A 23,019-nucleotide genomic window follows, 5' to 3' on the forward strand; every position below is an offset into this window, starting at 1 on the left:
GCATTCTCAACCGCTACCGGGAAACCAGGCGCAATACCGGGATCTTGCGGCCGATCGCCACGGTCGCGGCGCGGTAGTCGCTGTAGCCAGGGTACGAGCATTCGGCGAGGCCGTAGAGCCGCGCCCAATCGGCGGGATCGATGACCTCCGCGGCCAGGAAGCTCTCCCCGCCCAACTCACATTCGGGATGCGCTTTGAGGTTGTAGTACCAATTCGGGTGCGAGCTGCCGCCGAAGTTGGAGGCGATCGCGATCACGTCGCGACCGTCGTGGAAGTAAGAGATCTGGGCCTGACGTGGCTCACCGGTTTTCGCGCCCCTCATGTGCAGCGTCGCCGACGGCACAGCAAACATTCCCCAGGACACTTTATCGCGGGACACCCGCATCATCCACGGATCGGTCTTCGCGGCGACGTGCTGGGCGAGGAATTTCCCCAGCCCGCTACGAGCAAACTTCGTCATGGTGCGGTTGAAAGCCGATGTGTGGCGCTGGGGGTCGACAAACGGTAGCGGCATGAAACGACGATAATCCCGACTCAGGCGCGCGCGGGCATCTTCCGCACAACCTGCGCGCCGACGAGCTTTAGTGCCAGTGCCTGTCCTGCGGTGCTGACAGAGACGACCAGCAGGTTTACCGGCGTCTTCAGTAAACCTGCTGGTCGAGACTGGGAGCTATTTCTTGAAGGCGTCCTTCACCTTCTCGCCGGCGTCCTTCAGGCTGGACTTGGCCTGATCGCCGCGGCCCTCATTCTTGGTGTCGTCGTCTCCGGTGGCCTTACCGATGGCTTCCTTGGCCCGGCCACCCAGGTCCTCGATTTTGTTCTTGATCTTGTCTTCGGCGCTCATGGGTTTCGCTTCCTCCTCGCACGATGTGATTCTCAGTCCGGCTACCCCCGAACCGGTGATCCCAAAACCCCTGACTTCGATTCGCCACCGCCGCGCTCGGAGATACCGCCCGGGGTGCCGAGGTCAAGCTGGCAAACAATCAGATCGTCCGCGCGGCATGGGATGGATCACAATGGATTCCATGAGCACCGCAACGGTGGCGGCGATAGTCGTAGTGCTGATGCTGCTGGGTCTGGGCATCGTGATCAATCAGCTGCTGCGGCTGCGCAAGTATCTGAACGAATCGCCTCCCGGGCATTTGCCTGGTGGCCAAGGCGGCGAGCCTCCGGAGCGCGATCTGCCCGGATGATTCTCATGCCTCTGCTCGACTGATAGCTTCGTTCTGATAATCGCACCTCATCGGGGAGGAGCCGCTGTGGCGGTTGCTGCCGATGCGCACAAGGCCCGGGGGCACCATGACACCGTCGACACTGCTGGTAACTGACGACGGCTTGCCGCGCGGGGTATCGGGTGCCGCCGATCCGCATTTCGCGAATGTCGTCACAAAGTTTGCGCAGCAGTTCCCTGGACGGCGATTCGGCGGCGGAGCGCTGGCCGTCTACGTCGATGGCATTCCCGTCGTCGATATCTGGACCGGGTGGTCGGACCGGGCCGGCACGCAGCCCTGGACCGCGGACACCGGCGCGATGGTGTTCTCGGCGACCAAGGGCATCGCGTCGGCGGTGATTCACCGGTTGGCCGATCGGGGCTTGTTGTCCTACGACGATCCGGTCGCCGAATACTGGCCGGACTTCGGTGCCAACGGCAAGGGCGACATCACGGTTCGTGACGTGCTTCGGCACCGGTCTGGTCTGTCACACCTGCGCGGCGTCACCAAGACGGATTTGATGGATCACCTGGCGATGGAGGAGCGCCTCGCCGCCGCGCCCGTCGACCACCTACGGGGCGTGCAGGCCTATCACGCGCTGACGTACGGCTGGCTGCTGTCCGGGCTGGCCCGGGCGGTCACCGGCAAAGGGATGCGAGAACTGATTCGTCAGGAGGTCGCGCGTCCGCTCAACACCGACGGCCTGCATCTCGGCCGCCCGCCGGAGGGCTCGCCCACCACGCCGGCGCAGATCCTGATGCCGCAGAAAAGAATCATGCCGACCCCGGTGCTCAACTTCATTGCTCCGCGGGTGGCCAACATGCGGTACTCGGGCGCGCTGGGCGCCATGTACTTCCCGGGGATCATGTCGCTGATGCAGGGGGACACCCCGTTCCTGGACGGTGAGATCCCCGCGGCCAACGGCGTGGTCACCGGTCGCGGCCTGGCCAAGATGTATGCCGTGCTGGCCAACGGCGGCCGCATTGACGGCAAGAAGTACCTGTCCGGGGAGTTGGCACGCGGGCTGGCCGGTCAAGCACGAATCAAGTGGCCAGACGCAAACATGGTGGTGCCCATGCCCTTTCACCTTGGCTATCATGAATCGCCGGTGCCGGGTCTGTTGCGCGGGTTCGGGCACGTGGGTCTGGGTGGGACGCTCGGCTGGGCCGACCCCGAGGTCGGTGGCTCGTTCGGCTACGTCCACAACCGGCTGCTGACGTCACGGGTGTTCGACATGGGATCGTTCGCCGGGTTGGCCGGGCCGCTGCGTTCCGCGATGGAGGCCGCCCGCCATCAGGGCCCGATCGAGGTGCCCCAGCTGGGTGCGGCCTACGCCAAACCGGGCCGGCGACGGGCGGCCGCGCCGGCCAGGGCCGCGTCGGGGGTCTAGATCTTCGCGAAGCCGCGCGGGAGCGTCAGCGGAAGATCGGCATAAGTGGCGATTCCGGGCGCCGCGGCGACAACGGCGGGGATCGCGTTGATGGCGGGCACCGCCGTCATGATGTGGCCGAGGTCCATGAATTCCTCGAGCGTCGTGGCCTCGAAGTAAGGCGGCGGCAGGAAGCCGACCTTGGTCGTCACCGTCGGCTGCCCGTCGATCTGGATGACCCAGCCGTCCTGCTCGATCTGCCAGTCGGGCTCGAGGGTCTGGCCCTTTTTCCAACGGACGTTGAGGTCGATCAGGGTCTTGCCGTCGGCGATGCCCTGCCAGCTGATGTAGGTCCCCGCGACGTGTCCCGCGGGGATGGTCCAGGACGCCATTTCCAGGTCGGCTGTGGTTTGGGCGAACTCGGCAACGCATTTGACCTCGTCGAGTTCGACGCCGAGCGCGTCGGCCACCAGCCGGACCGCTTCGCCGAAGATCGCGGTCCCGTTGGCGGCCATCGCGGGCAGGTCCGGGTGGTCGATCGGCTGACCGAAGCCCACCGGCTTCTCGGTCTCGGGCGAGTCGTAGAACGTGGTGTCGGCGGCTTCGTTGACGGTGACCTTGTCGATCCGGTTGCACACCATCGCCGAGACGATCGCCAGCAGTTCGGCGAAGCCGGGGCTGACCCAGGAGCCGAAGATCGTTGACCCGCCCTTTTCGCAGGCCTCGAGGATGCGGTCGCGGCCCTCGCCCAGGTTGTGCCCGGTGATGAAGGACGCCGTGGTCACCACGTTGACTCCCGCGGACAGGATCTGCACCAGCTCGTCGACGCTGATCCACATCGGGTTGTAGACGACGCAGTCCGGTTTGAGGGCAAGCAGTGCGTCGACGTCATTGGTGGCGGCGACCCCGAGCGGAGCGATGCCCACTAATTCGCCGGCGTCCCGCCCGACCTTCTCCGGCGACCAGGCAAAGCATCCGACCAATTCCAGGATGGCGTTGTCGGCGATCGACTTGAGCGAGCTCTTGCCCACGTTTCCGGTGTTCCACTGAACGACTCGATAGTTGTTTGGCACTCGCTCAGCATAGGGGTTCTTAGTGGGTCTTAGTAGGCGGATTCGGAAGCCAAAATCTCGGCCAGAAATGCGTCCGCGGGCGGCCGGTCCAGGCGGGCGTGCACCCAGCGGCGGATCCGTTCGCGGGTGTCGCGGGGCTCGGCCGTGTCGGCTCCGACGATCACCGCGGTCTGCGACCAATCGTGATCCCAGGCCGCGGATTCGGTCATCGGCCGCGCCTCGGCGTCGAGAAGGGGAAGGGTCGCGTGGCCATCGCCGTCCAGCACCCCGGCCCCGCTAACGGCTCCGGACTGCAACCGCACCGGGACACCGGTGGCCGGGTCGGGCCCGACAATCGCCGCCCGCACCACGGCGGCTACCCCCGCCTCGACCGTCCACTCGACGGTGTCTTCGCCCGCATCGAAGATCGCGGGCGGCACCGCGGTCCAGTTGACGGCTGCGACGCCCCTGGCGATTTCAGTCGCGCCCCCTGGGCCCGCGCCGGCACCGGCGGCTAGCGCGTAGTCGTCGCGTCGTCCGCTCGGTATCGCTGGTTTGCTAGCCGAATCATCAAGAACGGCAAGCAGTTCCGCCCACGCGTCGTCGTCCACGCCGATCTCTTCGGCAAGCCCGGCGCCGGCACGTACCAGGTCCGCGATGCGCGGGTCGTCGCTGCGGACATGGGTGAACAACGCCGCGGCATGCGGCGCCAGCAACTCGGCGGCATCCGAATCCAGCGTGTCATCGGTGAAGAAGCCCTGCGCGCCGACGGTCAGCAGCGCGATCTCGACGTCGAGCAACGCACGATCCAGGCCGGCGATGCCGTCCTGGCGGCTCGCCGGCCACCAGCGCCGCAGCCAATGCCCGATGGCCAGCCGGCGCAGCGGATCCATCGAACCCGCCACGATGTCGACGCCGGTGAGCTCGATGCTGGTCGCGCCGTCCATCGCGGCCGCGGCACCAGCCAGCGCGACATGCCCGGCTTCGCCGAACACCCGCCAAAGCCAGTCGGTGCGGGACAGATCGGTGAAGGTGATCCGGGCTCGCCCGTCGCCGGACGGATCGTCGACCGTCCAGGACAGCACGGCGCCGCTGACTTCCAGCACCGCGGCCAGCGGTGACTCGGCGCTAACCGGTCCGAGGGTCCAAAGGCCGGAATCGGCAACCAATTTCATCCGGCTACCTGCAATTCCAGCATCGACTTGATCCGCTGGCGGTGATCGAGGCTCACCGAGCGTGCGACCCCCTCTAGCAGCGACCGCATCTCGTCGACGTTTTCGCAGGGCTCCTGCCACACGTCGCGCCCGTGCAGCCGGGCCCACAGCCGGCTCAGGTAGGGCAGCGCGTACGCGGCCAGGTCGTCGACCACTTGCCGCTGCCGGGGATGGATCGGGCCGCCCTCGGCGAGATAGCGCCGGGCGTGCAGCACGTACGCCTCCTTGCGCAGCCGTGCCTGGATCTGCGCCGCCAGCGCGTAACGGCTTGCCACGGTTCGGTCCAGCGGCGCCAGCTCGACGGCGATCTCGATGCCGGCTACCAGCGTGGCTTGCTTGTCCTCGGATAGCAGCCCCCATGGCGCGCAGGCGCGGTCGACCTCCTCTTCGCAGAGCAGCGGGATGTCGGGCAGGGCGTCGCGGTCCAGGGCGCGGCGCAAGGTCGCGCGGACCCGGTCCACCACAGTGCGATCCAGCGGACGGTCGCCGTCCGCCCCGCCGGCGATGGGTGGAGGACGTTGCGGTGCAACCGAACTCAGTCCCAGTCCGACGATCGACCAGGGCAGCTCTGCCGATTCGACACGGGCCAGGGCGCCCAGGTTGTACGGGGTGGTGTCGCTGATCATGGCCGACCAGACCCGCTGGCGGATGGTCGCGGCGCGATGCCCGTGGGCGGGCCCGAGCACGGTGGGAAGCTCAGCCAGGAACGGACCCGTCATCGTCTCGCCTGCCCGCACGTCAGCCCAACTGCCTTCGAGCTGATCGGTCAGGGTGGCCACGACATCCGCACTTGCCAGGTAGTGGTGCAGGACCTCGATCTGATCGGTCAGGGTGGCCACGACATCCGCACTTGCCAGGTAGTGGTGCAGGACCTCGATACCGGTACGGTCGCGGCCCTGGTGAATCTCACCGAGGATGGTGGCCGCGGTCTCCCGATCTTCGGGCGCCGGTAAGCCTTTGGTGACCGCGAGTTCGAAACACACCGGGAAGTAGAGCTCCTGGGCGTTTCCGGCGCGGATCCGCTGCCTGCGCCGCTCGAGTTTGAGCACCGCGAACCATGATGCGGTGGAACGTAATTCGGATGCACCGCCGATAATCAGTTCATGCATCGCCGCGGCGGTATCCGGGGCGACCACCGGGGCCGAATACTGCGGGTTCGACCGCAACCGCAGCACCAACGGGTCGATGATCCGCTTGACGGTCCGGGTCAGCGGACCGCCGTCGTCACTGCTGAGCACCTCGACGCCGGGCCCGATGGCTCGCCACGCCTGGTCAATCACCGACCGGCGTGGATGGCCCGCTGCCACGGCGGTGGCCGGCTGCGGATCCGCGCTCATCAGCACAGGATAGGGGCTTTCGGAAGATACCGGCAGCCAAAAAGTTGGGTTCGGTAGCCGGCCGGCACGCAGATCCTTGTTGCATGAACAAGCTCAGGACATTGCTGGCGGCCGTCGAGCGTCTCGCGTTCTGGCGGCACCCGAATGCCGAAGGTCGTACTGTCGGCGTCGGTACCGTGCGCGCGGTCGCCGGTCAGCGGCAGGTTTTCGTTGAAGTGGTGGCCGTATCGGGTGAGACATTCATCGGCAGATTGGCGCGCAGCGGGGACGGTCCCGACGTGTCGACGCTGCGGCCCGGCCTTGTCGTTCTGGTGGCCTTCGATCCGGCTGCCCGCGAGGAACTTTCGTTGCCCGACGATGTATTGGCGGTCCATGCGTCGTGGTTGGCCGCGGTCTGAGTACTAGCGTGCGCCGTCGACGGCGAAACTGACCAGTGCGCCCCAATACAGCGGGCTGGCCGCGTGGTCTCCATCGCGCCAGCGCCGTATCTGCTCGCGCTGCCATCGGTTCACCGCACAGCCCGCATCGTCGCCTTCGTGGGCGCGGTCGACGGCGGCGACGACATCGGTCATCGGATCGGCGTCCGTACTGGCAAATTGACGGTAGGCGGCCGTGGTAGGCAGCGACCACAGCGTGGCAGTGACAAGCTGTGCGCCACCTAGAATCATCGCCGCCACCAAGCCGGTCGCTTCGTCGAATCGATAGTCGCCGCCCGACCCGCAGGCCAGCAGAGCCACCCGGGGAGGCATCGGCAATCGCAACGCCATCAGGTCCGACGCCGTCAGGGGACGGTGGTCGCCGATGGTGTCGGCATCGCCGCGACTCGCCGCCGTACAGGCCAGGTGCAGGGCCGCGCGGTCGGCCTGGGCGGCGTGATCTGGCTGCGCGTCAGCAGAACTCGCGTGACCGACGTAGAGCAGCCTGCTCGGGTGCTGGGCCAGCAAGTTGGCCAGCCAGGTGCGGTCGGCATCCTGCCGGCGGAACAGTTCGACCGCCCCGTCGACAGTGGGGAGCGTCGCTCGTCGCTTGATCAGTTCGGCAAAGTATTGTGCCAGTTGGGTTTCCGTCGAAGGTCTGCCCAGCACCGACCCGAGTGCGGAGTCGGGGCGCTGTCCGGGCACCCGAGGGTCGAGGACCAGCACCGGCGGGCCGTCCTGGCGGGCGTCCCATCGTGCCGGGGTGCGGGGTGCGTGCATGATGTTCGCCGGCACCGCCATCAGCACGTCCACCAACTCCATCAGCCGATGGCCGTCGGTGTGTTCGCCGATATTCGCAAGTTGCCAGGGGATCCGGGCCGCGACTCTTCCGCTTGCCGTGATGGCGTCCTGGCGGGCGCGCACCAGTTCCTCTTTGCTCGGTCCCGATGTCGGCACCGCGAGCAGCCCCCAGGGGACGCGGGCCAGCCGCGCGCTGGGGGCCACGAACAGCGTGGCGCGTGGCGAGGACACACACTCGTTCAGCAGCTGCCAGCCCTGCGTCGAGATCAGCAGCACACCTAGAATGTAGGCGACGGTGAGCTCGGTGTCCGGATTCGCGAAAGGTCCGGTGGCCAAGGCTCTTTCGATCGCGTCGCGCCTGCTCTCGCTGCCGTACGGCTCGGGGATGGCATCGGTCAGTTCTTCGATCGCGGCCAGCAGCAGGGGCTCCTCCACCACCCAGGTGACGGTCCTCGATGGCTGCCCGATGATCCGCAAGCTGCCGTAAGTGGCGATCCCGAGGTCGGCGTAGCGCAGGACGAGGGTCAGCCGGTCGCTCATGGCCAGGTCGACCAGGCGGGCTCGGCGGCGGTGACGTCGCGGCCGTAGCGCTGCAACGCCAGGGCGCGATAGTGACTCATGATCGGCGGGCTGTCGGGCTGCATCTGTAACGGAGGCAACGGGCCCAGCCGGGTAAGGGAACGGCCGGCCGACGTCGGCGGACCGGCGGCGGCCAACGCCGGTTGGAGCTCGGCGTCGACGAGCACCGTGGCAGTGCCCGTCGACGCCCATTCGCCGATGGCCGGCCGCTGCGGATCGGTATCGAAAGTGCTACGCGCGCTGTGATATTCGATGAGCTCGCTGATCAGCTGGGTGTTCTCCCATTCGTACGCGACGGCGAAGGCGCCGGCCAGAATCGGTGCCGAGATGCTGGCCGCCCAGCGCGCCCTCGCGTCGGCATCGGCGATCGAGAAGCGCACCGAATCGACCGCCAGCGCGGCCGGCACCTTGAGCTCGGCGGCCTGTTCGAGCTTGGTCATGCCGCGCCAGTATTCGGGCGTGCCGACCTCGCCCTTCAGGATGCCGAGCCCCTCGGCATGCTTTGCCTCGGTTTCCTCCAGCGGTTCGTCGGGATCGCCCGAGCTGTCGAAGCCGAGGTCCGCCAACGCATCCGCGCGCCACACGGTGCCGAGCTGGCTGTCCAGCTGGGCGTACTGTAGCCAACTGCTGCGTGGCGACGTATCGAGCAGTTCGCGGGCCTGGGCGATCAGCTCGACCGCGTCGGTGAACTTGCTCCAGAAGATCGCTATCCAGCTACGCTGCAAAAGGATTCGATGTAAATGCAAGGGCTTTGCCAGCTCGCGCCAGTGCCGTTCGGCATGCTCCCAGCACTCGTCGGCGGCTTTGAGTTCCCCGCGAGCCAGCCGGGTGAGTCCCAGGTACAGCCAGCACCGCGCGACGTCGTGTGCGCGCTCATACCGTGCGATCACCGGGTAGGCCTCGGACACCAGCTGCTCGGTCGTCGAGTGGTCACTGACCAGCCAACGCGCCGCCGCACGCTCCAATTGCGTTCTGGCTTCGGCTAATTCCCAGCCACGCGCCTTCGCCCGGGCCCCGGCCCGGCGCAGCCACGGCTCGGCTTCGCTCAGGCGTCCGGTCTCGACGCAGAACCTGCCGTACGCGGTGGATGCATCCACCCGCAACCGGTCGTCGAATTCGTCGTCGCCCAGGCGGTCGATCGCGTCGACCACCTGCTCCCACAACGGAACCGACCGCACATGCAGGTCGTCGTCGCACAGCGCGTTCGCGCACAGCAGTTGCGCATGAATGATCAGGCGGGTGTGCTCGCCGGCCAGCTCGGGGAACGCGTCGTCGGCCCGGCTCAACTCGGTTAGTGCCGCTGCGGCGCCTTCGTGATCGCCGTGTGCGGCGGCCAGGCCGCTCTGCAGGAACTGCGCTCGGCGCGAATAGCGGCGGATCATGTGTGCCACGTCGGCCGCGGGCATCGGTGTCGTTTCCGGCCGGGTGCCGGCCAGGATTCCGGAGTAGATGTCCAGGCAGTCGCGGATACGCCGGATGCACTCGTGCACTTCGTCATTCGCGCTTCGCGCCAGATAGATCTCGCCCAGCTGCGCGAAGGCTTCCAGGATCTCCTCGTCGCGATCTTCGCGTTCGATTGCGGGTATCAGCGACAGCAGCAGATCCCGGGCGCCGATCTCGTCGGCGTCCAGTGCCAGGCGGCGGGCTCGCTCTAATTCGCCGGAGATCGACACGGCTGCATCATAAATCCATTTACCGGGAGTCTGCCCCGGACAGCCCGGTGCGGCGGACGTGTGAGTGAAGCACGTCCGCCGCCCGGAGTGAAGCCGATTAACCGCACGTCACCTTGATGCTGAAGTCCTTGGTGATCATGCCGGCCATCGGGTTCTTCAGGTCGGCGCCCTGCGCCTGACCGGTGATTTTGTAGGTCTTGCCGTCCACCGCCACGTTGGCCGACCCGACATTGGCACCCATGTTGCTGGCGACCGACAAGGCGTTGCCGTCCACCACAAGTGCCAGCGACTCGACCTTCGGAGTTGCTTCGTCGGTCATCACGACTGCCAGCGCCTGCTGCGCACCGCCGGTGGATCCGCTACCGATGTCGATCTTGCCGCCCTGCTTCACACAGGTCACCGAGGCTGGGTTGACTCCTGCCAAGTCGGCACCACCGACCTTGATCTGAGCACCGCTCCCGGAGGCCACGCTAGGGGCTGAGCTCGACGCCGGGCTGGCTGTGTGGCCGCCGCTCGAGCAGCCCACCACGGCCGCTGCCACGCCGAGGGTTCCGATTGCGCCCACGAGAAGACGTTTCACTGGTGGTTCCTTCCTTCATGCTCCGCCCCGTTGGCGTCGTCATGGGAGCAAGTACAGAACGCCCGAATTGCTACCGATCCCAACTTTTGGGTGCAAACCGGGCTCCGTCGCGGGAACGGGACCAAACCTGGTATCGGTCTAATTGAACGTTGCGGCGATCTCGATCTCGACGGGGGCGTCGAGCGGTAGCGCGGCGACGCCGACGGCTGAACGGGCGTGTACGCCTGCGGGTCCGAAGCCCCAGCCGAGGAGCTCGGATGCGCCGGTGACGACTTCGGGTTGTCCGGTGAAACCGGGCTCGGATGCGACAAATCCGGTCACCTTGACAATCCGAGTGATGCGGTCCAAGTCGCCTATCTCGGCACGGATCGCGGCGAGCGCGTTGAGCGCACAGATCTGCGCCTGTGCCCGCGCCTGGTCGGGTGCGACGTCAGCGCCGACCTTGCCGGTTAGTGTGAAGCGCACCATCGACGAGCGGAAGTTGTCCGGAGGTATACACGTGGGCACCGTCGGCGACAGCGGGCACGTAGGCCCCGGCAGGGGCGGCGACCGGTGGCAGGGTCAGACCCCGTTCGGCGAGCCGGCGTTCCACTGTGGACTTCGACGAGGTGATGTTGGGCATCAAAAGCCTTTCAGGTGAGGGGATTTGACTAACTATTCTTGCCGCGGGCCGCGACTTGCCATCGGTCGATGACGGCATCGTCGCGCACGACGGTGACCTCGTCGATGAGGTTCATGGCCGAGCAGACGTGGTTCGGGATTACGCGTAGACGTGTGCCGATGGGTGGCAGCTGCGCCTCATCGGGCCACGCGACGGTGGCGTGGTGCTCGGAGAGTGCGGTGATCCTGGCGTTGGGGTAGTCGATGAGGCGGCCGAAGCCGCTGGTCCATGCTGGGCGATCGCTGCCGAGGATCTTGCTGCCCGAATCTAAAATGATCCGGCGCGGGCCATCGGCAGTGTCGTGCCGACTGACTACCGTTGCGGCAACCGTCAGCGAGATGTCTTCGGATCGGCATCGTTGAAGCTCGAGCTGTTGTGCATCGCCGAAAACATAGACGCCCGGGCGGACTTCGGTGGCACCGTCGGCGGCGGTTAGGAGTGCCGTCGGGGTTGATCCACCGCTTCGGCAAGTGACCGCAATACCTTCTGCGGCAAGTGCATTAGTGGCCTGGATGAGGGCGTGCTGTTCTTGCGCGGCGGCTTCGGCGGCTTTGCCTGGGCCGTAGCTGTGCCCCGGGAAGGTAAACACGCCGGTGATTTGCAGGCCAGCGTCGACGGCGGTGCTGGCGACTTCGCCCGCCCGCTGCGGTGCGATGCCGCTACGGTGTTGCCCGCTATCGACTTCGACGAACACATCGATTGCCGCACGGTCATTCCCCAACTTCGCAGCAATGTTCATCGCGGCCTGCGGCGAATCGACCCCGATCGCGACGCGGGCACGCCCGCTCAGCCGGCGCAGGCGGTCGGCTTGGCGCGGACCGATCCACAGTGGGTAGGCGATAAAGATGTCGTCGGCGCCATGGTCGACGAATACCTCTGCTTCACCGATGGTCGCGACGGTGAGGCCCGTTGCGCCCGCATCGAGTTGCAACTGCGCGATCTGGGGCACCTTGTGGGTCTTCACGTGCGGACGCAGCCCGATCCCGCGTTCGGTGATAGCGGCGCTCATCCGCGCGATGTTGCGCTCCAGCGCGTCATGATCGATGACCACGGCAGGTGTATCGATCTCCTCGGGAATGCGCGTCATCATTGGTTCCTGTCTAGTTGATTGGTCCATCTCTGCCTGGAATCGGCATACTGGCCTGCGCGATCTGGGCGGCGGCGGACCGCCAGCCACCCGATCGCCAGCACGACAAACCAAAAGGGAAACCACGCCAGTGCGGTCGCGGTATCTGGATTGGTTGTCAGGGTCCAGATCACAAACGCGAAGAAGCCGAGGATCGCCCAGCACATCGGTACACCGCCGGGCATCTTGTAGATCGACTCGGCGTGACGCTGGGCGCGGCGGCGACGGTACACGAGGTAACTGGCGACGATCATCACCCACACGAACATGAACAGCAGCGATGACACCGTCGTGATGAGCGTGAAGGCTTCGATCACCGATCCGCCGGCGTAGAGCAGTGGGACGGACATCAGCAGCAAGGCGGCGGTCAGCCCGAGCGCGGGGGCCGGCACCCCACCGCGGTTGAGCCAGCGAAATCCCGCAGGCGCGCTGCTCGCGTCGGCGAGGCCGTACAGCATGCGGCCGGTCGAGAAGACCCCCGAGTTGGCTGCCGAGGTTGCCGAAGTGATGACGACGAAGTTGATGATCGAAGCCGCCGCAGCAAGTCCGGCTAGCGAGAACATCATCACGAATGGCGACTGTCCGGGCGCGATATGTCGCCACGGGATGACGCACAGGATCGCCAGCAGCGCCCCGATGTAGAAGACGACTATCCGCACCGGCACGGCGTTGATCGCACGCGGCAGGGTGCGACGCGGATCAGCGGTCTCTGCGGCCGCCGTGCCCAGCAGTTCGACACCGACGAAGGCGAAGAATGCGACCTGAAAGCCGCCGACCATGCCCGTCGCGCCGGTGGCGAAGAACCCGCCGTCATTCCACAGGTTCGCCAGTGCCGCGTGGGTACCGTCGGGGCTGACGAAGTCGGTGCTCACCAAAATCGCTCCGACGGCGATCAGACAGAGGATCGCCGCGACTTTTATCAACGCGAACCAGAATTCGATCTCGCCGAAGCTGCGAACGTTGAACAAGTTCAGCGAGAGGATCAGCGTCACGGTAAGAATGGCTGGTAGCCATGCTGGCACGTCGGGCCACCAGTACTGCGAGTAGCCGGTAATGGAAACAACCTCGGCGATGCCGGCGACGATCCAGGCGAACCAGTAGGACCACCCCATAAAGAATCCGGCGCCGGGCCCCAACAGGTCGGAGGTGAAGTCGACGAAAGACTTGTAGTTCAGGTTGGACAACAGAAGTTCGCCCATCGCCCGCAGTACGAAGAACACGAAAAACCCAACAATGCCGTACACCAGCAGCACCGCCGGACCGGCGAGAGAAATCGTGCGCCCTGATCCCATGAACAGGCCGGTGCCGATCGCGCCACCGACCGCGATCAGTTGGATATGTCGGTTGGCAAGGCCGCGGCGCAGGTGCGGAGCGCTCTCGTCGGCGACCGATGCGGCGGCGACCTCATTCGTCATGTGTGGCGTCCTCATCAGTTGGACCGGAGAGACCGACGACGCAAAGCTATTTCAACAGTACGTTGAAAGATCTCCGCCCCGCGGCGAAGATTACACAAATCGTTGTGGAGTGTCTACGTTCATGGCAGCTAAAATCGACAACATGTTGAAGAAGGACGCCGGGCAGCTGGTGGCCGCTTTGCGCATCCTCGACGCCGAGACGATCAACCTGATGCTCGAGCAAATGGTTGATGCACTGCAGGGCAGCTATCCGCAGCCCACCGAGGTGGTCCTGCACGACCTGCGCCGAATCCCCAACACCGTGCGCGCGATTGCCGGTGACATCACCGGGCGGCGACCGGGAGACCCTCCCACGGACAGACTGCTGCGCAGTGTGGCCGCCGGAGACATCCGCCACGAGATCGCATATCAGTCCGTGCTGCCCGACGGACGAGTGCTGCGCTCCAGCACGATCATGTTCACCGCCCGCGACGACGAGCCCGCCGCTGCGCTTTGCATCAATACCGACGTGACGGCCTGGGAGCATCTCCGCGGCGCTCTCGACGGCTTACTACCAGCCGACGGGGACGGCGAAGCCGTACCGATCCCGCTGCCAACCTCCACGCCAATTGTCCGACCTGCGCTCGGCGACCCAGACAGTGAACATTTTCCGCACAGCGTGGAGGAGTTATCGGAACGGCTCATCGATACGGCGATCGCCAATGTTGGCGTGCGCGTTGCCGAGATGCGCAAGGAACACAAGATGGAGGTTGTCGCCGAACTCGATCAGCAAGGCTACTTTCTGGTCAAACAATCCGCCGAGACAGCTGCGGCCGCACTAGATGTCACTCGCTATACGGTTTACAACTACCTCAATGAGATACACGCGCGGGCATCAACGACTTAACCGATTCGCCCCGGCCTCGGTGACTGAAGACGGCAGCTACCGCACCGACGAGAACACCGGCATTCCAGTGATCCTGGCGAGGCTGACCCACCAGCAGTAGCGCCGGCGGCGGATGCTTGAGTGTCCTTGTGATGGAGATCCAGAGCGTCGGCCCGGTGCGGGTGTTGACCCTTTCGGCCGGGCGCGTCAACGCCCTCGATGTCGAAGTGCTCGAAGAGCTGACCCGAACCGTCCGTGAACTGCAAGAGTCGGGTAACGGTCCGCTGGTCATCGTCGGCGCCGGTCGGGTGTTCAGCGCCGGGGTCGACCTAAACCGTGTGGTCGAGGGTGGCAGCGCCTACACCGATCGGCTGGTTCCCGCGCTGTCGGACACGTTCGACGCGCTGTTCAGCTTTGCGTGGCCGACGGTGGCTGCCATCAATGGTGCCGCCATCGCCGGCGGGTGCGTGCTGGCGTGCGCCTGCGATCGCCGCCTGATCGGCCCCGAGGCGGGGATCGGGGCGGCCGAGGTCCGAGTCGGCGTCTCGTTCCCGGTCGCCGCGCTGGAAGTCATGCGTTACGCCTGCGGGGATCGCGCCGAGGAAGTGCTGCTCGGCGCCCGCACCTACAAGGGGGCCGACGCCATCACCCGCGGGCTTGCCCACCGCGTCGTCGCCGACGATCTGCTCGAGGCGGCGGTTGCGGAGGCCGCAGATCTGGGCAGCATCCCGGTCGCGGCCTATCGCGACACGAAAGCCCAGCTACGAGCGCCGGCCGTGGCGCGGATCCGCCAAGGTGGCGCTACCGACGCCGACGTTCGCGAGCTGTGGGGTGCCGACGAGACACAGCAGCGCATCGCCGCATACGTCGAAAGCCTTAAGCGCCGCGACTGATCACTCGTCGAGCGCGACGCCGCCACGGGTGCGCCGGCGCCGCATGCGATGCGAACCCTTGCCCTCGGGCCGGCGGTTGCGCAGCCCGCCGCGGGATTCCTCGTTGTCCTCGGTAATCTCGGCGTCCGCCGCCGGCTCCTCGGTCGCCGGCTTCTCGGCCTTGACGGCTTCGACGGCTTTCGCGGTGGGCTCGACGGGTTCTTCCGTCTCTTCGTCGGCTTCGTCTCCAGCTTCGTCCGCCGTGACGGTCTCGGCATCTTCGGCTTCGCCGGATTCCGTATCCTCGGTGTCTTCGGCGGTGTCCGTGGCTTCCTCAGCCTCCGACTCGTCGCCCTTCTTGCGGCGGGTACCACGGCGCTTGGGCTTCTTCGCTTTGATCGGCTTCGGCGGCGGAGGCGGCAACTCGGCGACGAAAGACAGATAGAACGCGAAAAATCCGATGATGCCGATCGCGGCCGCAGCGCCGTAAATACCGAACAGATACTGTCCGGCGGAGTCCAGGCTGAGCCAGATCTCGCTGATCGCGGTGCCGATGATCAGCACCCCGGCCAGGATGTGGGCCACGATGGACCAGAGCCGCAGCGTGAGAGCCATCTGCGGGACGCCCAGTTCCGGCTTACGGGTCCTCAGCAGGGTAAACACCACAGGCAGCGCGGCCAGGGCAAACAGCGCGCCCGACCCGATCCGGCCCGCCATCCCCAATGCGCGTGAGGTGTCGCCCAGCAATTCCGACCAGCGGGGCAACACACAGAGGAAATAGAGGACGCCGGCACCGATCGAAAACGCCAAGTGCCACGGTATGGCAACCTTGCGCCCCATACGCCTCCCTCATGCTGGTGAGCCCACGTCAGCCTAGAGGCAGCCAAACCGATTCCAAACAACCGCTTGGCCGCGTCTTGAACCGAGTGCACCCGATTTGCGGAGGATGCGGGATTTGAACCCGCGAGGGCTATTAACCCAACCCGCGTTCCAGGCGAGCGCCATAGGCCACTAGGCGAATCCTCCGTCGCAATGGTAGCGGCTGGGTCAACGCGGAATGTCGGTCGGCCGTCATCGGCGGATGCGGGCCAGGTATTACACTCGCGGTGGACCCCGCGCGGCGTCTATCCTGTGAACTCCCCCAGGGCCGGAAGGCAGCAAGGGTCAATGGGCTCTGTCGGGTGCGCGGGGTCCCCCATGTGTGGGGCGGCGCGACAAGTGCTTTCGCCGGTAGCCGGCCCGTCACTCTCCGGCGTTCGACAGCGAAGGGGCCCTGTTAAAACATGGTGGCGTTCGATTCCCTGAGCGTGCAAGAGCTCACCGCACTGCACGCCCGCAACCAGCAGGACTACGCGGAGCTGCAAGCTAAGAAGCTGCACTTGGATCTGACCCGCGGCAAACCGGCTCCGGCGCAGCTCGATCTGTCCAACCAGCTGCTGAGCCTGCCCGGCGACGACTTCCGCGACGCCGAGGGCACCGACACCCGCAACTACGGCGGCCTGCACGGCCTGCCCGGCCTGCGAGCCATTTTCGGAGAGCTGCTTGGTATTCCGGTGCCCAACCTGATCGCCGGGAACAACTCCAGCCTGGAGCTGATGCACGATCTCGTCGCGTTCTCGATGCTGTACGGCGGCGTGGACTCGCAACGGCCCTGGAAGGACGAGCCCAGCATCAAGTTTCTGTGCCCCGCGCCCGGGTATGACCGGCACTTCGCCATCACCGAGACCATGGGCATCGAAATGATCCTGATCCCGATGCGTGACGACGGTCCGGACGTCGACTTGATCGAGGAGCTCGTCGCCGTCGACCCCGCGATCAAGGGCATGTGGACGGTGCCGGTATTCGGCAACCCCACCGGCGTCACGTACTCCTGGGAAACCGTTCGCCGGCTGGTGCAGATGCGGACGGCGGCGCCTGACTTCCGGCTGTTCTGGGACAACGCGTACGCGGTGCACACCCTGACACATGACTTCCTGCGCCAGGTCGACATCCTCGGGCTGGCCGCCACGGCCGGCAACCCGAACCGGCCGTACGTCTTCGCGTCGACCTCGAAGATCACCTTCGCCGGCGCCGGGGTCAGCTTCCTGGGCGGGTCGCTGGGCAACATCGCCTGGTACCTGCAGTACGCGGGGAAGAAGTCGATCGGCCCGGACAAGATCAACCAACTGCGGCATCTGCGCTTCTTCGGCGACGCCGACGGCGTCCGCCTGCAGATGCAGCGCCACCAGCAGATCCTGGCACCGAAATTCGACCTGACGCTGGAGATCCTCGAGCAGCGGCTCGGGGACTCCAAGATCGCCTCGTGGACCGAGCCCAAGGGGGGCTACTTCATCAGCTTGGACGTGTGGCCCGGGACGGCACGCCGAACCGTCGCGCTGGCCAAGGACGCCGGTATCGCGGTCACCGAGGCCGGAGCGACCTTCCCGTACCGCAAGGATCCGGAGGACAAGAACATCCGGATCGCGCCCACCTTCCCGTCGCTGCCGGATCTGCGTGACGCGGTCGACGGGCTGGCCACCTGCGCGCTGCTGGCGGCTTCCGAGGCCCGGCTGGGTGCCCGGCGCCGAGCGTGAACTGACGGTGTCGGGTGTGCGCTGAGGGCGGGAAATCCGGCGAAATCGCGCCCGGGCTGCACCCTCGAAGCCGCTGACCCACACCCGAAGCCATGCGCACTCGACGCCGGGCTCTAGTCACAGTGACCACCGCCCGACTGCACAGTGGGACGTGCGGTGCCCGCATCGTCGTCGGGCCGCGCCGGTAGCCTGCTGACCGTGGCTCTCTACCGCAAGTACCGACCGGCAACCTTCGCCGAAGTGGTGGGGCAGGAGCATGTCACCGAGCCGCTGTCCATTGCACTGGAAGCCGGCCGGATCAACCACGCGTACCTGTTCTCCGGTCCGCGCGGCTGCGGAAAGACCTCGTCGGCGCGCATCTTGGCCCGGTCGCTGAACTGCGTGCAGGGGCCGACGGCCAGCCCGTGCGGGGTTTGCGATTCGTGCCAGGGTCTGGCGCCAAACGCGCCGGGCAGCATCGACGTAGTGGAGCTCGACGCCGCCAGCCACGGCGGCGTGGACGACACCCGCGAGCTGCGTGACCGTGCCTTCTACGCGCCGGCGCAGTCGCGCTACCGGGTGTTCATCGTCGACGAGGCGCACATGGTGACCACGGCCGGGTTCAACGCGCTGCTTAAGATCGTCGAAGAACCGCCCGAACACCTGATCTTCATCTTCGCCACCACCGAGCCGGAGAAGGTGCTGCCGACGATCCGGTCGCGCACCCATCACTACCCGTTCCGGTTGTTGCCACCCAAGACCATGCGTTCGCTGATCGGGCGGATCTGCGAACAAGAAGGTGTCGTCGTCGACGATGCGGTGTACCCGTTGGTGATCCGCGCCGGCGGTGGTTCGCCCCGCGACACGTTGTCGGTGCTGGACCAATTGGTCGCCGGGGCCGACGACGGCCACGTCACCTACCCGCGCGCGTTGGGATTGCTGGGTGCCACCGACGTCGCCTTGATCGACGACGCCGTCGACGCGCTGGCAGCCGGGGATGCCGCGGCGCTGTTCGGGGCCGTCGAATCGGTGATCGACGCCGGCCACGACCCGCGGCGCTTCGCCACCGATCTGCTCGAGCGGTTCCGTGATCTCCTTCTGCTGCAAGCGGTTCCGGATGCGATCAGCCGCGGTGTGGTGGACGCGCCGGAAGACGTGCTGGACCGCATGCGCGAGCAAGCGGCCCGAATCGGCGCGGCGACGCTGACCCGGTGCGCGGAAGTGGTGCAAGCCGGACTGGGGGAGATGCGCGGTGCGACCGCGCCCCGGCTGCTGCTCGAAGTGGTCTGTGCACGCCTGTTGCTGCCCTCGGCGAGCGACGCCGAATCGGCGCTGCTGCAACGTATCGAGCGCATCGAGACCCGGCTGGCCATCTCCGTCGCTGCTGCCGAAGCCACACCGGCGGCTGCGCCACCCGTGACCGCACCGGCGGTGGCTGCCACGCCGCGTCAGCCATCCCGGCCACTCGCCCCGGCCGAACCGCCGGCCGAACGCCCGGCCGAACCTGTCAGATTCCGTCGGCCGACCGCGGTACCCGAGCCGGCCAGTGAACCGCCGCCGCCTGCGCCGCCGCCACCGTCGCCGGCACCGGATCCCACGCCCGAACCAGTTTCTGCCCCAGGCGAACTCAATGCAACAGCGGTGCGATCCATTTGGCCGGAGGTGCGCGACAAGGTGCGTCAGCGCAGCCGCACCACTGAGGTGATGCTGGCCGGCGCCACCGTTCGCGCGGTAGACGGCGACACGCTGGTACTCAGCCACGCCTCGGCGCCGCTGGCCAAGCGGCTGTGCGAACAGCGCAACTCCGACGTCATCGCCGAAGCGCTCAAGGAAGTGCTGGGCGTCAATTGGCGGGTGCGCTGTGAGGTAGGGGGGCCGGCGCCCACCGAAGCGGCCCCACCGCCCGCCGAAGAGGAACCTCCGGTAAACATCGCTGCCGCTGCGGAATCCGCGCAGCGCGATGAAGAGGAGCACATGCTCGCCGAGGCCGGTCGCACCGATCCGTCGGCGCCACGTCGCGACCCCGAAGAAGCCGCACTCGAACTACTGCAGAACGAGTTAGGCGCGCGCCGGATCGACGGCAGCTAAGGCTGCCACCAGGGCCGCAGCGGCAGGCTGTCGGCGCCTCGCCGCTCGACATTGGCGGCCAGCACGTGATGAAGCTGAAGGTTGTTCTGCTCGAACGCAACTCGTGACGCCGCCATGTACAGACCCCACACCTTCGCGATCGGCAGCGACACCTCGGCGACCGCGATATCCCAATGCTCTACCAGATTGCGGCACCAGTCGCGCAGTGTCATCGCGTAGTGATGGCGGAAGTTCTCCTGGTGCAGCACTTCGAAGCCGCTCTCCTGGACCTCGGTCAGAATGCGTCCCGAGCCGGTCAGCTCGCCGTCCGGGAAGACGTAACGGTCGGTGAATCCGCCCGCAAACGAGGTCTGCTTGTTGTCGTGGCGGGTGATGCAGTGATTGAGCAGCAGGCCGCCGGTGCGTAACTTCGACTTGAGGAACTCGAAGTAAGCCGGGTAGTTCTTGACTCCGATGTGCTCGGTCAGCCCGATCGACGAGACGGCGTCGAACTCCGCTTCGGGCACATCGCGGTAGTCGCAGTGGCGCATCTCGGCCAGCGTCGACAGCCCGTCTTCGTCGATCGCTTGTTGCGCCCACTTCGCCTGTTCTCCCGACAGGGTGACGCCGATCGCCCGGACACCATGGCGTGCTGCGTAACGCACCATGCCGCCCCAGCCGCAGCCGACGTCGAGCAGCCGGTCGCCCGGCGCGAGCCTCAGCTTGTCGAAGATCAGCCGGTACTTGTTCTCCTGCGCCTCTTCCAGCGTCGCGCCGGCGTGTGGGTAGACCGCGCAGGTGTAAGTCATCGACGGCCCGAGCAACCATTCGTAGAATGTGTTCGAAACGTCGTAGTGATGGTGGATCGCCTCTGCATCACGAGTCTTGCTGTGCAGCAAGCCATCAGCGACCCGGCGCCATCGCGGCGGCGTCTCCTGCGGAGGCGGCGGGATCGGTACCAAATGCTCGATGCCGATCGACCGAATCACCTGCGCCAGCGTCCGCGCCGACGGCCGTTTGAAATCCACCCGGTCGGCCAGCATCCTGAGCAGCTCGTAGGGATCGCCAGGATGCACGCCGTAGGTCTGCAGGTCGCCGGCTATGTAGGCGCGGGCGATGCCGAGCTCGCCGGGTGCCGTCGCCAGATAGGTAGTGCCGCGCGGTGAGCAAAGGTCCAGGCCGAGCACGGCGTCTTCATTTCCGGCGGTACTGCCGTCATACGCGGTGAACTTGAGTGGACAGTCGCCGGTGGCAGTGAAGATGGCCAGCACCTCGGCCATGTTGAGCTTGCCAGCAGTCGGGTGGTCGGACTCTCTGGTCGTCGTCATCGCCGTTGCACCGCCTTTGCATACAGATCAAGCAGACGCGAGTCGGGATCGTAGGATTTCTTCACTGTTTTGTAGGCCTCGCCGCCGTAGAGCCGATCGAACTCTTCGCGGGTGTAGAAGGAGTCGGAGTACAGCGACTTGTGCCCGTCGAGTTCACTGACCTTCGCCTCGATCGCCCGATTGGTGGCGCCCAGGCCGTCGCCGCCGGGAACCGAAGACCAGAAGCCGATGTTGACGTAGCTGACCTCCGGCGGTATCGGATACAGCGGCCAACTCACGCGATCACGAAGTCGTAACGGGCACAACCAGATCGGTGTGATCGGCACGTTGCCCAGAAACCACTCCAGGAATTCACAGGAATGTGCGATCGGCACCTCGACGTCCTGGACCACCCGTTCGGGTGCCGGGCGTCCGTGGCGGGCCTCGATCCGGTCGGACACACCGAAGCGGCGATCCGCGGCGACCAGCTTGGAGTAGATGCTGCTGCGCCGGTAACGGCGCGGCCACCAGCGCCGCAGCCGGGGGTTCTGCACGCCGAATGCCCGTGAGCACCAAAACCAATCGGTGTCCCAGCGCCAGAAGTAGTCGTTCATCGTCAGCCGGTCGTCTTTGGTGTATTCCGGGCCGGCGCGATCGTGCTGCATCGACTGGTAGTAGATCCTTTTGCCGGTGTAGTCGCTGACGGGTCCCGGTGTGGTGGTCCGTCTGCCCACGCACAGGTAGCTCTCGTCGGGACTGAAGACCACGCCGTCGAGATAGTCGACCGGGGTGCCGCCCTGTCCGGCGGTGTCGATGATGCGGTCCATTGCGGCGACCAGTTCCGGCAACGAGCGGAAACGGATGTGCCGCAACGCCACGAACGGTGCGGCAGGCTCCAGCTCGATCCGCATTCGTGTTGAATATCCCAGTGTCCCATAGGAATTGGGGAAAGCCCGGAACAGTTCGGAGTGCTGGCTACGTGATGCGGTGACCAATTCGCCAGCGCCGGTAAGGATATCCATCTCCAGTACCGACTCGTGTGGCAGACCATTGCGGAACGATGCCGACTCGATGCCCAGGCCGCTGACCGCGCCGCCGACGGTGATGGTCTTGAGCTGCGGGACTACCAGCGGCGACAATCCGTAGCGGAGGGTCGCCGCCACCAAGTGCTCGTACGTGCACATGCCGGCCACCTCGGCGGTGTGTGCTGCGGCATCGATGCCCAGGACTCCGGTCAGTCCGGACGTGTCCAGGCCGCGCCCATCGCGTTTGGTGCGGGCGCGGAACAGGTTTGACGTGGGTTTAGCGAGACGGACCGCGGATGTCACGGGGATGGTTCGATAACTCGCCACCAACCGATCGACGCCCGACCTGTGAGCCGAGAGTGCAGATTCCGAACCTGGCACCACATATACCCTAGTCTTCGACCACACCACGTGCATCCGCGCGCGGACGGCATCACAACAGAGGAGTCGCGCCTGATGGCACAGGTCAGCGCAGCCAGCACCATCTTGATCAACGTCGATCCGGCGGCCACGCTCGCCGCAGTGGCGGACTACCAGAATGTCCGCCCGAAAATCCTGTCCCCGCAGTACAGCGAGTACCAGGTGCTGCAGGGCGGACAGGGCCAGGGCACTGTCGTCAAGTGGAAGTTGCAGGCCACCAAATCACGTAGCCGCAACGTCGCGGCCAGCGTCGACGTCGCTGGTCACAGCGTCATCGAGAAGGACGCGAACTCGTCGATGGTGATCAACTGGACGGTGGCGCCGGCGGGCCCCGGATCCAGCGTGACCGTCAAAACTAGCTGGACCGGCGCGGGCGGCGTCAAGGGCTTCTTTGAAAAGACGTTTGCGCCGTTGGGGCTGAAGAAAATTCAGGGCGAGGTGCTGGCCAACCTGAAGAGAGAACTCGAAAGCTAGGCC

General features: G+C 66.1%; 21 protein-coding genes, 1 tRNA gene, 1 other RNA gene and 1 pseudogene. 9 read left to right on the forward strand and 15 right to left on the reverse strand.

Features of this window, described 5'->3' with window-relative positions; translation table 11 throughout:
• Positions 1 to 13 precede the first annotated feature (13 nt).
• A complete protein-coding gene (locus H7K34_RS09925) occupies positions 14 to 514 on the reverse strand; it encodes a nitroreductase family deazaflavin-dependent oxidoreductase (RefSeq protein WP_264061735.1) in 501 nt (166 codons plus the stop codon).
• 156 nt (positions 515 to 670) lie between these two features.
• Entirely contained in the window at positions 671 to 844 is a 174-nt protein-coding gene (locus H7K34_RS09930; RefSeq protein WP_108920169.1) for a CsbD family protein, read from the reverse strand.
• 181 nt (positions 845 to 1,025) lie between these two features.
• Here H7K34_RS09930 and H7K34_RS09935 point away from each other — a divergent pair, with 181 nt between their 5' ends.
• Together H7K34_RS09935 and lipL are read left to right on the forward strand one after the other, a co-directional pair.
• Positions 1,026 to 1,193 carry a hypothetical protein gene (locus H7K34_RS09935; RefSeq protein ID WP_264062477.1) on the forward strand — a complete coding sequence of 56 codons (168 nt, stop codon included), beginning with the start codon at positions 1,026 to 1,028 and terminating at the stop codon, positions 1,191 to 1,193.
• Positions 1,194 to 1,299: 106 nt separating this feature from the next.
• Positions 1,300 to 2,601, forward strand: coding sequence for an esterase/beta-lactamase LipL (lipL, locus tag H7K34_RS09940; RefSeq protein WP_264061736.1), 1,302 nt, complete (start codon positions 1,300 to 1,302; stop codon positions 2,599 to 2,601).
• Here lipL and H7K34_RS09945 read toward each other — a convergent pair.
• Genes H7K34_RS09945 through H7K34_RS09955 form a run of 3 tightly spaced genes read right to left on the reverse strand, consistent with a single transcriptional unit; the run spans position 2,598 to position 6,183 of the window.
• The gene (locus H7K34_RS09945; protein WP_264061739.1) at positions 2,598 to 3,653 is read right to left on the reverse strand and encodes an NAD(P)H-dependent amine dehydrogenase family protein; all 1,056 of its coding nucleotides are present in this window, start codon (positions 3,651 to 3,653) and stop codon (positions 2,598 to 2,600) included. The genes lipL and H7K34_RS09945 overlap by 4 nt on opposite strands.
• 29 nt (positions 3,654 to 3,682) lie before the next feature.
• Complete coding sequence (locus H7K34_RS09950) at positions 3,683 to 4,807, reverse strand: hypothetical protein (protein WP_264061740.1); 1,125 nt, start codon at positions 4,805 to 4,807, stop codon at positions 3,683 to 3,685.
• Positions 4,804 to 6,183 carry a hypothetical protein gene (locus tag H7K34_RS09955; protein ID WP_264061742.1) on the reverse strand — a complete coding sequence of 460 codons (1,380 nt, stop codon included), beginning with the start codon at positions 6,181 to 6,183 and terminating at the stop codon, positions 4,804 to 4,806. The genes H7K34_RS09950 and H7K34_RS09955 overlap by 4 nt, the downstream gene beginning before the upstream one ends.
• 83 nt (positions 6,184 to 6,266) lie before the next feature.
• Between H7K34_RS09955 and H7K34_RS09960 the strand changes: the two genes are divergently transcribed.
• A complete protein-coding gene (locus tag H7K34_RS09960; RefSeq protein WP_108920173.1) occupies positions 6,267 to 6,581 on the forward strand; it encodes a hypothetical protein in 315 nt (104 codons plus the stop codon).
• Positions 6,582 to 6,584: 3 nt separating this feature from the next.
• Here the strand turns inward: H7K34_RS09960 and H7K34_RS09965 are convergent, their stop codons facing one another.
• From H7K34_RS09965 to H7K34_RS09990, 6 genes and pseudogenes are all read right to left on the reverse strand, one after another.
• Complete coding sequence (locus tag H7K34_RS09965; protein ID WP_264061743.1) at positions 6,585 to 7,940, reverse strand: CHAT domain-containing protein; 1,356 nt, start codon at positions 7,938 to 7,940, stop codon at positions 6,585 to 6,587.
• Positions 7,937 to 9,652 carry a hypothetical protein gene (locus H7K34_RS09970; protein WP_264061744.1) on the reverse strand — a complete coding sequence of 572 codons (1,716 nt, stop codon included), beginning with the start codon at positions 9,650 to 9,652 and terminating at the stop codon, positions 7,937 to 7,939. The genes H7K34_RS09965 and H7K34_RS09970 overlap by 4 nt, the downstream gene beginning before the upstream one ends.
• A gap of 97 nt (positions 9,653 to 9,749) precedes the next feature.
• The gene (locus H7K34_RS09975; protein ID WP_264061745.1) at positions 9,750 to 10,232 is read right to left on the reverse strand and encodes a lipoprotein LpqH; all 483 of its coding nucleotides are present in this window, start codon (positions 10,230 to 10,232) and stop codon (positions 9,750 to 9,752) included.
• A 138-nt stretch (positions 10,233 to 10,370) separates the two neighbouring features.
• Positions 10,371 to 10,854: pseudogene (locus tag H7K34_RS09980) on the reverse strand (RidA family protein).
• A 28-nt stretch (positions 10,855 to 10,882) separates the two neighbouring features.
• Entirely contained in the window at positions 10,883 to 11,980 is a 1,098-nt protein-coding gene (locus H7K34_RS09985) for an alanine racemase (RefSeq protein WP_264061746.1), read from the reverse strand.
• Positions 11,980 to 13,434, reverse strand: a complete 1,455-nt coding sequence (locus tag H7K34_RS09990) for an amino acid permease (RefSeq protein WP_264061747.1) — start codon at positions 13,432 to 13,434, stop codon at positions 11,980 to 11,982. Before H7K34_RS09990 ends, H7K34_RS09985 begins: the two co-directional genes overlap by 1 nt.
• Positions 13,435 to 13,555: 121 nt before the next feature.
• On the opposite strand from H7K34_RS09990, the gene H7K34_RS09995 reads away from it, so the two are divergent.
• Together H7K34_RS09995 and H7K34_RS10000 are read left to right on the forward strand one after the other, a co-directional pair.
• Positions 13,556 to 14,320 (forward strand): helix-turn-helix transcriptional regulator, encoded by a 765-nt coding sequence (locus tag H7K34_RS09995; protein WP_264061748.1) that lies wholly within the window; start codon positions 13,556 to 13,558, stop codon positions 14,318 to 14,320.
• Between the two features lie 131 nt (positions 14,321 to 14,451).
• Positions 14,452 to 15,192 (forward strand): enoyl-CoA hydratase/isomerase family protein, encoded by a 741-nt coding sequence (locus H7K34_RS10000; protein ID WP_264061749.1) that lies wholly within the window; start codon positions 14,452 to 14,454, stop codon positions 15,190 to 15,192.
• Here H7K34_RS10000 and H7K34_RS10005 read toward each other — a convergent pair whose 3' ends face one another.
• Both H7K34_RS10005 and H7K34_RS10010 read right to left on the reverse strand, forming a co-directional pair.
• Positions 15,193 to 16,011 carry an ICP22 family protein gene (locus H7K34_RS10005; protein ID WP_264061750.1) on the reverse strand — a complete coding sequence of 273 codons (819 nt, stop codon included), beginning with the start codon at positions 16,009 to 16,011 and terminating at the stop codon, positions 15,193 to 15,195. It abuts the gene before it with no gap.
• 100 nt (positions 16,012 to 16,111) lie between these two features.
• A tRNA-Ser gene (locus H7K34_RS10010) sits at positions 16,112 to 16,197 on the reverse strand.
• 78 nt (positions 16,198 to 16,275) lie between these two features.
• Between H7K34_RS10010 and ffs the strand changes: the two genes are divergently transcribed.
• The 3 genes from ffs to H7K34_RS10025 all read left to right on the forward strand — a co-directional run bounded on the left by ffs (position 16,276) and on the right by H7K34_RS10025 (position 19,811).
• Positions 16,276 to 16,372: signal recognition particle sRNA small type (ffs, locus tag H7K34_RS10015), an RNA gene on the forward strand.
• A gap of 85 nt (positions 16,373 to 16,457) precedes the next feature.
• On the forward strand, positions 16,458 to 17,744 hold the full coding sequence (locus tag H7K34_RS10020) for an aminotransferase class I/II-fold pyridoxal phosphate-dependent enzyme (RefSeq protein WP_264062415.1): 1,287 nt from the start codon (positions 16,458 to 16,460) through the stop codon (positions 17,742 to 17,744).
• 198 nt (positions 17,745 to 17,942) lie between these two features.
• Positions 17,943 to 19,811, forward strand: a complete 1,869-nt coding sequence (locus H7K34_RS10025) for a DNA polymerase III subunits gamma/tau (protein ID WP_264062416.1) — start codon at positions 17,943 to 17,945, stop codon at positions 19,809 to 19,811.
• Here the strand turns inward: H7K34_RS10025 and H7K34_RS10030 are convergent.
• Both H7K34_RS10030 and H7K34_RS10035 read right to left on the reverse strand, forming a co-directional pair.
• The gene (locus H7K34_RS10030) at positions 19,808 to 21,118 is read right to left on the reverse strand and encodes a class I SAM-dependent methyltransferase (protein ID WP_264061751.1); all 1,311 of its coding nucleotides are present in this window, start codon (positions 21,116 to 21,118) and stop codon (positions 19,808 to 19,810) included. The two genes, H7K34_RS10025 and H7K34_RS10030, sit on opposite strands and share 4 nt — an antisense overlap.
• Positions 21,115 to 22,506 carry an FAD-binding protein gene (locus H7K34_RS10035; RefSeq protein WP_372510761.1) on the reverse strand — a complete coding sequence of 464 codons (1,392 nt, stop codon included), beginning with the start codon at positions 22,504 to 22,506 and terminating at the stop codon, positions 21,115 to 21,117. The genes H7K34_RS10030 and H7K34_RS10035 overlap by 4 nt, the downstream gene beginning before the upstream one ends.
• Positions 22,507 to 22,578: 72 nt before the next feature.
• Here H7K34_RS10035 and H7K34_RS10040 point away from each other — a divergent pair, with 72 nt between their 5' ends.
• Positions 22,579 to 23,016: an SRPBCC family protein gene (locus H7K34_RS10040; protein WP_108920527.1), complete on the forward strand. Its 438-nt coding sequence runs from the start codon at positions 22,579 to 22,581 to the stop codon at positions 23,014 to 23,016.
• The last annotated feature ends 3 nt before the right edge of the window (positions 23,017 to 23,019 follow it).

Origin of the sequence: Mycobacterium montefiorense (assembly GCF_025823255.1) — a bacterium.
Classification (GTDB): domain Bacteria; phylum Actinomycetota; class Actinomycetes; order Mycobacteriales; family Mycobacteriaceae; genus Mycobacterium; species Mycobacterium montefiorense.